Annotated in this window: 10 protein-coding genes; 8 read left to right on the forward strand and 2 right to left on the reverse strand. The window is 69.4% G+C overall.

Translation table 11 applies throughout. The features are described from left to right. Window positions 1-102 precede the first annotated feature (102 nt). From C5E10_RS14045 to C5E10_RS14060, 4 genes are read left to right on the forward strand one after another with little or no spacing between them, the layout of a single operon-like run. Window positions 103-1230 carry an ABC transporter substrate-binding protein gene (locus C5E10_RS14045; protein ID WP_104332173.1) on the forward strand — a complete coding sequence of 376 codons (1128 nt, stop codon included), beginning with the start codon at window positions 103-105 and terminating at the stop codon, window positions 1228-1230. Further along, entirely contained in the window at window positions 1230-2177 is a 948-nt protein-coding gene (locus tag C5E10_RS14050) for an ABC transporter permease subunit (RefSeq protein ID WP_104332174.1), read from the forward strand. Before C5E10_RS14045 ends, C5E10_RS14050 begins: the two co-directional genes overlap by 1 nt. Further along, a complete protein-coding gene (locus C5E10_RS14055) occupies window positions 2174-3046 on the forward strand; it encodes an ABC transporter permease (RefSeq protein WP_104332175.1) in 873 nt (290 codons plus the stop codon). The genes C5E10_RS14050 and C5E10_RS14055 overlap by 4 nt, the downstream gene beginning before the upstream one ends. Beyond that, entirely contained in the window at window positions 3043-4260 is a 1218-nt protein-coding gene (locus C5E10_RS14060; RefSeq protein WP_146080292.1) for an ABC transporter ATP-binding protein, read from the forward strand. Before C5E10_RS14055 ends, C5E10_RS14060 begins: the two co-directional genes overlap by 4 nt. Before the next feature lie 126 nt (window positions 4261-4386). Here the strand turns inward: C5E10_RS14060 and C5E10_RS14065 are convergent, their stop codons facing one another. Then, window positions 4387-5190: a DeoR/GlpR family DNA-binding transcription regulator gene (locus tag C5E10_RS14065; protein WP_258071148.1), complete on the reverse strand. Its 804-nt coding sequence runs from the start codon at window positions 5188-5190 to the stop codon at window positions 4387-4389. A gap of 70 nt (window positions 5191-5260) precedes the next feature. Between C5E10_RS14065 and galT the strand changes: the two genes are divergently transcribed. Both galT and galK read left to right on the forward strand, forming a co-directional pair. Further along, window positions 5261-6391 (forward strand): galactose-1-phosphate uridylyltransferase, encoded by a 1131-nt coding sequence (gene galT / locus C5E10_RS14070; protein WP_258071149.1) that lies wholly within the window; start codon window positions 5261-5263, stop codon window positions 6389-6391. Then, the gene (gene galK, locus C5E10_RS14075; RefSeq protein ID WP_104332177.1) at window positions 6388-7551 is read left to right on the forward strand and encodes a galactokinase; all 1164 of its coding nucleotides are present in this window, start codon (window positions 6388-6390) and stop codon (window positions 7549-7551) included. Before galT ends, galK begins: the two co-directional genes overlap by 4 nt. A 929-nt stretch (window positions 7552-8480) precedes the next feature. Here galK and C5E10_RS14080 read toward each other — a convergent pair. Then, window positions 8481-8996, reverse strand: coding sequence for a GyrI-like domain-containing protein (locus tag C5E10_RS14080; protein ID WP_181062780.1), 516 nt, complete (start codon window positions 8994-8996; stop codon window positions 8481-8483). Window positions 8997-9242: 246 nt separating this feature from the next. Here C5E10_RS14080 and C5E10_RS14085 point away from each other — a divergent pair, with 246 nt between their 5' ends. Both C5E10_RS14085 and thrC read left to right on the forward strand, forming a co-directional pair. Then, window positions 9243-10733, forward strand: coding sequence for an amino acid permease (locus tag C5E10_RS14085; protein ID WP_104332179.1), 1491 nt, complete (start codon window positions 9243-9245; stop codon window positions 10731-10733). A 62-nt stretch (window positions 10734-10795) separates the two neighbouring features. Then, entirely contained in the window at window positions 10796-12220 is a 1425-nt protein-coding gene (gene thrC / locus C5E10_RS14090) for a threonine synthase (protein WP_104332206.1), read from the forward strand. The last annotated feature ends 36 nt before the right edge of the window (window positions 12221-12256 follow it).

A 12256-nucleotide genomic window follows, 5' to 3' on the forward strand; every position in this document is an offset into this window, starting at 1 on the left:
TGGCGTGGTGGCCTGTGTCCGCCCAGCCAGTCGGCAGGGTTGCGCCGGCTGGCCTCTCGGCCTCCGGCCCCACCAGGATTCCGAGAAGGACATCGACTTCGCATGAACAAGCGACTTTCAATTGTGGCGACCCTCGCCCTCGCGGGACTTGCCCTGACCGCGTGCTCGCAGAGCCCCGCGACGGGTGAGACCGGCGACACCGCCGCTGCGGCCACCGCGACGAGCCTCGACGACTTCGGCAGCATGGAGGCGCTCGTCGAAGCCGCGAAGGCCGAAGGCACCATCAACGTCATCGCGCTGCCCGACGACTGGGCGAACTACGGCGAGATCAAGGCCGGCTTCACCGAGAAGTACGGCATCACCGTCAACTCGATCCTCCCCGACGCCTCCTCACAGGAGGAGATCGCGGCGGCCGACGCCAACAAGGGCACCGACCAGGCACCGGACGTCTTCGACCTCGGAGCGAACGTCGCCCTCGCATCCACCGACTACTTCGCGCCCTACCAGGTCGAGAACTGGGAGCACATCCCCGACGCCAACAAGGAGGCCACCGGCCTCTGGGTGAACGACTACACGGGCATCATGTCTGTCGGCTACAACGCCACCAAGTACGGCGAGATCACCTCGATCGACCAGCTCACCGACGCGAAGTTCGCGAACTCCGTCGCCCTCAACGGCAAGCCCGCCGAGGCCGGCGCGGCGTTCAACGGCTTCCTCTCGGCGAACAACGCGGCCGGCGGCGACTTCGCCGACCTGCAACCGGGCCTCGACTACTTCGCGAAGCTCAAGGAGGCTGGCACCCTCAACCTGAAGGACGTCACGGCCGGCACCGTCGACGCCGGCGAGCACGGTGTCGTCTTCGACTGGAGCTACAACCAGCTCTCGACCGTCGAGCGCCTCGAGGCGAAGGGCGTCGAGTGGGCGACCTTCGTGCCGAAGGGCGGCGAGATCGCCGCGTACTACAACCAGGCCATCAACGTCGACGCCCCGAACCCCGCCGCCGCTCGCCTCTGGATGGAGTACCTGTACTCGCCGGAGGTGCAGAACATCTGGCTCGCCGGCGGCGCCATGCCGGTCCTGTTCGACTGGATGGAAGCCGAGGGCACGGTCGACCAGACCGCGCTCGAGAGCCTCCCCGAGGTCGAGGGCACGCCCGTGACGCCCACCTCGGAAGAGGCCGAGACCGCGAACGCGTTCCTCGCCGAGAACTGGGACTCGACGATCTCCTGATGACCGCGACCGCACCCCTCGCGGCGGCGACCGAGCCGTCAGGCGCTGCACTCGCAGCCACGCCTGACGCGCTCGGGCGCCGCCCGTCGGGCGCATCCAAGGCGGCGTCGCGGACGTCGCTCTTCGGTGTCGCCCCCTTCCTCCTCTATACGGGCATCTTCCTGCTGCTGCCGACGGTACTCGTCGTCATCGGCGCGTTCTTCACCAGACAGGGCGTCTTCACGACGAGCGGATTCGAGCGGCTCCTCTCTCCCGCCTCCATCACGATCTTCTGGACATCGACGTGGCTGTCGGTCGTCACCGCCGTGCTGGGCGCCGTCATCGGCGCCGTCGTCGCGTATGCCCTCTCCACGAGCCCGCCGAACAGCCTCGGTCGCCGCGTCTTCACGGCGTTCAACTCGGTGCTCGCGCAGTTCGGCGGGGTCATGCTCGCGTTCGCGTTCGTCGCGACGATCGGCACGAACGGGATGCTCACGCGATTCCTGCAGGGAGCGGCCGGCTTCCAGGTCGACTCCGGCTTCCTGTCGAGCGTCCCCGGCCTCGTCGCCGTCTACCTCTACTTCCAGGTGCCGCTCATGGTCATCGTGTTCCTGCCGGCAGTGGACGGCATCCGCCGGGAATGGCGTGACGCGACCGTCATGCTCGGCGGCAGCTCGCTCGTGTACTGGTTCCGAGTCGCCGGCCCGCTGCTCGCGCCGAGCTTCCTCGGCTCCGTGCTCCTGCTGTTCGCGAACTCCTTCTCCGCCTTCGCGACGGCGGCCGCCCTCATCTCGCAGCAGACGATCATCGTGCCGATGGAGATCGAGGCGGCGCTGCGCAACGAGAACACCGCGGGGCTCGAGTCCTACGCGCAGGCCCTCGCGCTCGGGATGATCGTGGTCGTCGCCATCGTCATGTCGCTCTACGCGCTCCTGCAGAAGCGCAGCGCAAGGTGGTTGTCCCGATGACGCAGCTCGCACCATCCGCTCCTGTGCGTCCGCGCCGCCGCGGCCTCGTCGAGCGGGCCCGCCGCCGCCAGCAGGGCTTCCGCATCGCGGTGCTCACCCTCACGACCGTCGCGCTGCTCGTGCCGCTCGTGAGCCTCTTCGAGTTCTCCATCCGCTTCCCGCTCACGGGGGAGGTCAGCTTCGACGCCTGGCAGCGCGTTTTCGCGGGCAACACGGGCGAGTACTCGACCCTCGACGTGCTCTGGTCCGGGCTCACCAACTCGCTCATCATGTGCGTCCTCACCGTCGCCATCATGCTCGTGCTGCTCGTGCCCACCATGGTGTGGGTGCGGCTCAAGGTGCCCGCCATGGACCGGGCGGTCGAGTTCATCTGCCTGCTGCCGCTCACCATCCCCGCCGTCGTGCTCGTCGTCGGACTCGCACCGATCTACCGCTTCCTCGCCTCCACGCCCCTCGGGTCGAACACCGTGTGGCTCGCGTTCGCCTACGTCGTGCTCGTGCTGCCGTTCGCCTACCGCTCGATCGACGCCGGCCTCCGGTCGATCGACCTGAAGACCCTCACCGAGGCCGCCCGCTCGTTCGGGGCGTCCTGGCCCGTCATCATCGTGCGCGTGATCCTGCCGAACATCCGCACCGCGCTCATCTCGGCGAGCTTCGTCACCATCGCGGTCGTGCTCGGCGAGTTCACCGTCGCCCGCTTCCTCGCCCGCGACAACCTGCAGACCGCCCTCTTCCAGATCAACCTCTCCGACGGGCAGATCGCCGCCGTCATGTCGCTCCTCGCGCTCGGCGTCACCACGATCCTGCTCATCGCCCTCGACCTGCTCGCGGGGCGCAGGAAGCGCACGACCCGAAAGGCACGCCCATGACCAGCACCCTCCCTGAAGTCGCCTCCCCTGGCGGCACCGACGCATCCACCTCCACCACGCACTCCCAGATGGCCGTCGGCGTCGAGATACGTGGCGTCACGCGACGCTTCGGCCAGACCGTGGCACTGCGCGGACTCGACTTGAGCATCAAGCCCGGTGAGATGGTCGCCCTCCTCGGGCCGAGCGGATGCGGGAAGACCACCGCCCTGCGCGCGCTCGCGGGACTCGAGGACATCGACGAGGGCGAGATCCTCGTCGGCGGCCGCGACGTCGCGAACGTGCCGGCCTCGAAGCGCGACATGGCCATGGTGTTCCAGTCGTACTCGCTGTTCCCGCACCTGACGGTGGCGCAGAACGTCGCGTTCCCGCTCAGCCTCCGTCGCGGAATCTCGGCGAAGGAGCGCAGCACGCGTGTGCCCGAGTACCTCGAGCTCGTCGGGCTCGGCGGCTTCGGCGAGCGGTACCCCAACGAGCTCTCCGGGGGTCAGCAGCAGCGAGTCGCGCTCGCACGCGCGCTCGCCGTCCAGCCGAAGGTGCTGCTCCTCGACGAGCCCCTCTCCGCGCTGGATGCGAAGGTGCGCGTGCAACTGCGCGACGAGATCCGCCGCATCCAGCTCGAGGTGGGCATCACGACCGTGTTCGTCACGCACGACCAGGAGGAGGCGCTCGCCGTCGCCGACCGGGTCGCCGTCATGCGCGGCGGCATCATCGAGCAGCTCGGCGAGCCCGAGGCCATCTACTCGACGCCCGAGAACGCGTTCGTCGCCGACTTCATCGGCCACCACTCGCGCGTGCGCGCCAGCGCGGAGGGCGGAGTCGCGACGGTGCTCGGGCAGCGGGTGCCGCTGCTCGCGGGCAGCGCCGAGGGCGCCGTCGACGTGCTGCTCCGGCCGGAGCACGTGTCCTTCGTGGTGGCCGATTCGAAGGACTCGGCGAGTGAACCGGGTGCCGCGGCTGGCTCGGGTGGCTCGGGTGGTCCGAGTGCATCGACGAGCCTCGATGCTGACAACGCGTTGCCCGCCGGTGAGGCGCTCGCGCGGGTCGTCTCGACCGGGTTCCTCGGGGCCCACGTCGTCGTCCAGGCGCGACTCGCGGACGGCACGCTCCTGCGGGCGCACATGCGGAGCCGGGACACGGGCGCGCTCGAGCCGGGCAGCGTCGTCGCCGTCGACGTGCATCCGGCGCCTGCGCTCGCGGTCCCCGCCGGGCAGTAGCTCTGCTGACCAACATGAGTGCGATTTCGCTGCGTTCTGGCGTTTGAGTGTCGGACACCGCCGGAATCGCACTGATGTTGGACACGGACGGGTGTGCCGAGGCGCCCGGCCGGCTGAGTGCGGCGGCTAGACCTGCTGCACGTCGCTGCCGGCGGCTCGAAGCGCCGCGATGTCGTCGGCGGCGGCCTCGGTGCCGGTGATGATGCTCGCGAACTCGGCGAGCCCCCCGATGACGCCGACGTGGGCGCGACCGAGCTTGCTGGCGTCGGCGACGACGACCGAGCGGTCCGCGGCGTGGAGCATGGCCCGCTTGAGTTCCGACTCCGGCAGGTTCACGTTGGTGACGCCGGCCGCGACCTGCACGCCCGTGCAGCCGATGATCGCGAGGTCGGTGTGGATGCGCTCCAGCATGGCGGAGGCGTACGGCGCGACGAGCGAGTGCTGGAGCGGGCGGAGGGTGCCTCCGGTCACGACGACCGTGAATCGGGGGATGGCCGACTCGAGGGCGAGCGCGATGGAGAGGCCGTTCGTGATGATGACGACGTCGTCGAGGTCTTCCCGGGCGAGGAGCGCCTCCGCCACGGCCGTCGTGGTGGTGCCGACGTCGAGGAGCACGCTCGAGCCGCTGGTCACGAGCGCGGCCGCGGCGATGCCGATGCGGCGCTTCTCGTCGGCGGCGCTCTGCCGCGCCGTCTCGAACGAGGTCTCGAGGCCGGTCGGCCCGTGCCCGTAGATCGCGCCGCCGTGCACGCGGCCCAGCACTCCGTCGCGCTCGAGCGCGGTGAGGTCAGAGCGCACGGTCACCTCGGAGACGCCGAGTTCTCGGCTCAGGTCGGCGACCCTGGCGAAGCCGGTACGCTTCACGAGTTCGACGAGCTCGGCTCTGCGCGCGTGCGCGGGGCCCTCTGGGGTCGTCTCGATGTTCACCACGGGATCCAGCTTACGCCTTCGCAAGCGAAAGGCACTTGACTTTCGAAAACGAAAGTGGCGTAATCGGAGCGTGCATTCCCTCACCAACAACATCGTCAAGCGTCCGACGCTGCTCTCCGACGGTCGCGAGCTCATCTACTTCGACGACGCCGACACGACGCTCGACCCCGAGCGCGCCCTCGACAGCCGGGTGCCCGCCGATCGCCCACCGGTCGCCGAGATGCGTCAGGACCCGCTCACCGGTGAGTGGATCTCGATCGCCGCGGCCAGGCAGAACCGCGTCATGCTGCCCCCCAAGCACCTCGACCCCCTTGCGCCGTCCACGCCCGCCAACCTCACCGAGGTGCCGAGCAACTACGACGTCGCCGTGTTCGAGAACAAGTCGCCCTCGTTCGGCCCCACGCTGGGCGGAGACGATATCGACGCCGACGTGCAGCTCGAGGAGCTCGCATCCGTGGGCCTCGGCCGCACGAAGCCATCCATCGGTCGCTGCGAGGTCGTCTGCTTCAGCCCGGAGTCGGAGGGATCCTTCGCATCGCTCTCCCTCTCCCGCGCCCGCACGGTCGTCGAGGCGTGGGCTGACCGCACGACGGCGCTCTCGCAGCTGCCCGGCGTGCAGCAGGTGTTCCCCTTCGAGAACCGCGGCAAGGACATCGGGGTGACGCTGCACCACCCGCACGGCCAGATCTACTCCTACCCGTACATCACGCCCCGAACGAGCGCCCTCATCCGCTCGATCGAGACGTACGGGCCGACGCTGTTCCAGGACATCCTCGACTTCGAGCAGGCCTCCGACCGGGTCCTGCTGCGCGGCGAGCACGTCACGTTCTTCGTGCCGTTCGCCGCGCGCTGGCCGCTCGAGGTGCACATGCTTCCGCATCGTCACGTCGCCGACCTCGCCGAGACGACGGCCCAGGAGCGCGACGAGATCGCCCGCGAGTACCGCCGTGTGCTCCGCGCCATCGACGCGATCTACGACACCCCGACCCCCTACATCGCCGCCTGGCATCAGGCGCCCGTCAACTCGCATCGGGACGACATCCGGCTCATGTTGCAGATCACCTCACCGCGGCGTGCGGAGGACAAGCTCAAGTTCCTCGCCGGCTCGGAGTCGGCGATGGGCGCCTTCATCGGCGACGTCCCACCGGAAGCCACGGCAGGCCTCCTGCGCGCGGCGCTCGCGAAGGTGGACGCAGCGTGACCCGGCCGGAGCTCGCGACGACGGCCGCCGAGGCGTTCGCGCGCATCCACGATGGGGCGCCAGACGGTCTCTGGTCGTCGCCCGGCCGCGTCAACCTCATCGGGGAGCACACCGACTACAACGAGGGCTTCGTCTTCCCGTTCGCGATCGACCGGCACACGGTGGTCGCGGCGAGGCTGCGCGACGACCGACTCGTCCGCGTCTCGAGCGGCCTGCGCGAGGGCGTCGAGGAGATCGGTATTGAGGAGCTGGCACCGGATGTGCTCGGCGGCTGGTCCGCGTACGCGCTCGGCGTCATCTGGGCGGCTGGCGAGCTGGGCGCCGACCTCAGCGAGGTGCGCGGCCTCGACCTGCACATCGAGTCGGATGTGCCCCTCGGGGCTGGCCTGTCCTCATCCGCCGCCCTTGAAGGGGCTGTGGCGGTCGCGATCGATGAGCTGTGGGGCCTCGGACTCGACCGGCGGACGCTCGCTCGAGTCGGACGCCTCGCGGAGAACGAGGCCGTCGGCGCGCCGACGGGCATCATGGACCAGTCGGCGGTGCTCCTCGGCCAGCGCGACTCCGGCGTGCTGCTCGACTGCCGTTCGCTCGAGTCGAGGATCGTGCCGCTGGCGTTCGAGGCGCAGGGCCTCGCACTTCTGGTCATCGACACCCGTGTCGAGCACTCCCACGCGAGCGGCGGCTACACGGAGCGGCGCGCGTCGTGCGAGAAGGGCGCGGCGGGGCTCGGCGTCGCCTCGCTGCGCGACGTGAAGGTCGGCGACCTCGAGCGCGCAGAGCGGGTGCTGGACGACGAGACGTTCCGTCGGGTGCGGCACATCGTGACCGAGAACGCGAGGGTGCTCGCTGTCGTCGCTGCGCTCGGCGACGGCGGCCCGCGCAGCATCGGCCCGCTGCTCGCCGAGTCGCACGCATCGATGCGCGACGATTTCGAGATCTCCGTGCCCGAGCTCGACCTCGCTGTATCGACGGCCGTCGCTGCGGGAGCCATCGGCTCGCGCATGACGGGCGGCGGCTTCGGGGGAGCGGCGATCGCGCTCGTGGAACGGGGCGACCTCGCCGAGGTCTCGCGCAGCATCCATGAGGCCTTCGCCGCGGCCGGGTTCGCGGAGCCTGCGACCTTCGAGGTGCTCCCGTCGCAGGGCGCAGGCCGCGTCTGAGGCGCAGACATCGGGCTTGCGCACCTGCTCGCCGCCGGGTGGGTGCACGGGGCCTAGGTCTGTGGGGTCTGTGGGCGTGCCTCGTGTTGTTGGCGCAGATGTTGGGGTTGCGCATCTGTTTGCCGCGGGGTGGGTGCGGGAGGCCTAGGTCTGTCCGTGTGCCTAGCCTTCTTGGCGCAGACGTTGGGGTTGCGCATCTGCTTGCCGCGGGGTGGGTGCGCGGGGCCCAGGTCTGTGCGTGTGCCTCGCCTTGTCGGCGCAGACGTTGGGGTTGCGCATCTGTTTGCCGCGGGGTGGGTGCGGGAGGTCTAGGTCTGTCCGTGTGCCTAGCCTTCTTGCCGCAGACGTCGGGGTTGCGCACCTGCTCGCCGCCGGGTGGGTGCGCGGGGCCCAGGTCTGGGCGCGTGCCTCGCCTTCTCGGCGCAGACATTGGGGTTGCGCACCTGCTTGCCGCGGGGTGGGTGCGGGAGGCCCAGGTCTGTCCGTGTGCCTAGCCTTCTTGCCGCAGACATTGGGGTTGCGCACCTGCTTGCCGCCGGGTGGGTGCACGGGGCCTAGGTCTGTGGGTGTGCTTCGTCTTGTTGGCGCAGATGTTGGGCTTGCGCATCCGCTTGCCGCCGGGTGGGTGCGGGAGGCCCAGGTCTGCGGGCGTGCCTCGCTATGTTGGCGCAGAAGTTGGGGTTGCGCATCCAGTTGCCGTCGGGTGGGTGTGTGGGGGTCTGTGGACGTGCTTCGCCTTCTCGGCGCAGACGTCGGGGTCGCGCATCCAGTTGCCGTCGGATGGGTGCGGGAAGCCCAGTTGTGTGGGGGTCTGTGGGTGTGCTTCGTCTTGTTGGCGCAGATGTTGGGCTTGCGCACCTGCTCGCCGCCGGGTGGGTGCACGGGGCCCAGGTCTGTGAGGTCTGCGCGCGTGCGGACCGGCCGCGTGCCTACCCGCGCTGGGCGAGCGAGACGATGATGTCGGTGCGCAGGTCGTCCGGGTTCATGTCGGGGCTCGGCTCGGTGACGTAGATCTCCACCATAAAGCCCGGCTCGTCGCCCGAGTCGCGGAGATCCTGGATGAGTCGACCCCACGATTCGCCGAGGCCGTCGAACGATCCGAGGTGCGACGCACCGGCCGCCGCTCCCGCCGGCAGGGTGGAATTCTGGATCGTCACGTCGCCGACGAGCGTCTTCTCGCGGATCGGCTCGACGACCGGGAAGCCGATCTCGACGTCGAACGTCTGCGAGGGGTCGCCGTGGTAGACCGCGAGGGCGGGTCCGGCGGGATGCACCTTGTCGGCGCCGATCGCCGCAGCCATCGCCTGGAAGGTCGTGTCGAAGAGCGTCCGCAGCTCGCTCATGCTGACGTTGTCGTAGCGCGCGACGGCAAGCGGGACGGCGCTCAGCTCGAAGCGCTCCACGCCCTGGCGGGGGGAATCGGGCAGCGGAAGTGTCTCTGGCATGGTGTCCTCCTCGACGCCCCACTCGAGCGGGGCAGATGCTTGACGCCAACCTAGGGCAACGGGCCGTGCGCTGGACGTCATTCGCGGGTGACCTCCCCGGATTCTCGGCGGGTTCCTGGCATCGCTCCAGCGTGGGTCCAGCGCCGAGGATGGCGCGCCGAGGGGCTACGATTCCGCAGGTGGCGCGCCGGCGCAGAAGACGGTCGGGTGGATGCGCCACCGAGCGACGAGAGACACGAGCTGCGCATGAACACGGTCGAGAACGACGGCATCGAATCAGGGGCCACCCCGAAGCGGCCGCTCGCGCGGGCGCTCACGGCGCGGCACATCCGCTTCATGGCGCTCGGGTCGGCAATCGGAACCGGCCTCTTCTACGGGTCCTCCGCCGCGATCCAGGCGGCGGGTCCGGCGGTGCTGCTCGCCTACACGATCGCGGGCGCCGCCGTCTTCATGGTGATGCGCGCGCTCGGCGAGATGACAGTGCGCCACCCCGTGACGGGCTCGTTCGGGCAGTTCGCGAACCTCTACCTCGGCGCACGCTGGGGCTTCATCACGGGCTGGACGTACGCGTTCGAGATGATCGTCGTCGCGATCGCCGACGTCACCGCGTTCGGCGTGTACATGGGTTTCTGGTACCCGGACGTCGCCCGCTGGGTGTGGATCGTCGCCGTCATCCTCTTCATCGCCGCCATCAACCTGCTCGGGGTGCGCGCGTTCGGCGAGCTCGAGTTCTGGCTCGCGCTCGTGAAGGTCACGGCCATCATCGCCATGATCGCCGGCGGCATCGCGATCATCATCTTCGGCTTCGGCAACCAGTCACCGGATGCGTCCGGTATCGGGGCGCTCTTCAACCCGGTGACGGGCGGCTTCTTCCCCATGGGCATCGAGGGGGTCATCGCGTCGTTCGCGATCGTGGTCTTCGCGTTCGGCGGCATCGAGATCATCGGCATCACGGCCGGCGAGGCGCAGGACCCGAAGCGCGTCATCCCGAAGGCCATCAACAGCGTGCCACTGCGCATCCTCCTCTTCTACGTGGGCGCGCTCGCCGTCATCATGATGCTCGCGCCGTGGAACACGATCACGGGTGACGCGAGCCCGTTCGTGTCGATCTTCGACGGCCTCGGGATCCCCGCGGCCCCGCACATCCTGAACTTCGTCGTCATCACGGCGGCCCTCTCGGCCATCAACTCGGACGTGTTCGGCGCTGGCCGCATGATCTTCGGTCTCGCAGAACAGGGGCAGGCACCGCGCGTGTTCCTGCGCGTCTCCGGGAACGGCGTGCCATGGGCGACGGTCGCGCTCATGGTCGCGGCGCTCGCGGTCGGCGCGTGGATGAACGCCGTCATCCCCGAGGACGTGTTCCTCGTGATCGCCTCCATCGCGACCTTCGCGACGGTGTGGGTGTGGATCATGATCGTCTGCTCGCACATCGCGATGAAGCGCGACATCGCGCGCGGCGGGCGCAGCGCGTCCGAGTTCCCCGTGCCGCTGTGGCCGTTCGCGTCGTGGGCGACCCTCGGCTTCCTCGTGTTCGTGCTCGGTGTGCTCGGCTGGTTCGAGAGCACGCGCGTCGCGCTCATCGTCGGCGCGGTGTGGCTGGCCCTGCTGCTGCTCGCGTACCGGTTCGCGGTGGGCTCCGCCGGCAAGCGCCGCGCTGAGCTGGTCGACGAGACCACGGCGCTCGAGGTTCAGGTTGGGCGGCGGACGCCGGAAGTCAAGGGCACCTCCCGCGACTGAGCCGCCCCGATACGATGGGGGCGCACATTCCCGGTGAAACACGACGACTGAGGCGAGTGAACTTGCAATACATCTCTACCCGTGGCGGCACGCTCGGTTCCTACTCCGACGTTCTTCTCGAGGGCCTCGCCCCTAATGGCGGACTCGCCGTGCCGGAGCTGCTGCCGCATTTCACGAACGAGGACCTCGAGAGCTGGCGCTCGCTCGACTACGCCGGGCTCGCGACGGCGGTGCTCGGCCTCTTCGCGACCGACATCCCGCGCGAGGACCTCGAGCAGCTCACCGCGCACGCCTACGGGGAGGGCCGCTTCGCGTCAGAGGACGTCGTTCCGCTGCAGAAGCTGGATGCGCAGCTCACGCTCGTCGGCCTGTCCGAGGGGCCGACCCTCGCGTTCAAGGACATGGCGATGCAGTACCTCGGGCAGACGCTCGACTACGTGCTCGGCAAGCGCGACCGGGTGCTCAACGTGCTCGGCGCCACCTCGGGCGACACCGGGTCCGCCGCGGAGCACGCCCTGCGCGGACGCGAGCGCGTCTCGGTCTTCATGCTCTCGCCGCAGGGCCGCATGAGCGCGTTCCAGCGCGCGCAGATGTACTCGCTGCAGGACGAGAACGTGCACAACATCGCCGTGAAAGGCGTCTTCGACGACTGCCAGAACCTCGTGAAGCGCCTCGCCGAGGACATCGACTTCAAGCGCGGCAACAACATCGGCGCCGTCAACTCCATCAACTTCGGCCGCATCTCCGCCCAGATCGCCTACTACGTGTGGGCGTGGCTGCGTGCGACCGACGAGTTGTCAGCGGATGAGCGCGACGGCTTCGAGGTCTCGTTCGCGGTGCCGTCCGGCAACTTCGGCAACATCCTCTCGGGTCTGTACGCGAAGCTCATGGGCCTGCCGGTCCGCAAGCTCGTGCTCGCCGTCAACGAGAACAACGTGCTCGATGAGTTCTTCCGCACGGGCTTCTACCGCCCGCGCAACGCCGAGAACACCCTCGCCACGTCGAGCCCGTCGATGGATGTGTCGCGCGCGTCGAACCTCGAGCGGTTCGTGTTCGAGCTGCTCGGTCGCGACGGCGGCCGCACGGCCGCCGCGTGGAGCGAGCTCGCGGAGACCGGCGAGATCGACCTCTCCGTCGCGCAGCACACGTTCGAGCCGCTCTTCGGCATCGTCAGCGGAACGAGCACGCACGCCGACCGTCTCGCGACGATCCGCAGCGTGCACGACGCATCCGGTGTCACCATCGACCCGCACACGGCCGACGGCGTGAAGGTCGCGCGCGAGCACCTCGAGGACGGCGTGCCCATGCTGGTGCTCGAGACCGCGAAGCCGCAGAAGTTCGCCGACACCATCTCGGAGGCCCTCGGCGCGGCAGTCGACGTGGATGCGGAGACGCAGGCTCTCCTCGACGCCCCGCAGCGGGTCGTCGAGCTCGACGACGACGAGCAGGCGCTGCGCGCGTTCATCTCGGAGCGCGTGCTCCGCTAACCGCTAGCCGCCCCGAACGCATCCGCGATGCGCTCG

The organism is Pseudoclavibacter sp. RFBG4 (assembly GCF_002931515.1).
Lineage (GTDB): Bacteria > Actinomycetota > Actinomycetes > Actinomycetales > Microbacteriaceae > Pseudoclavibacter.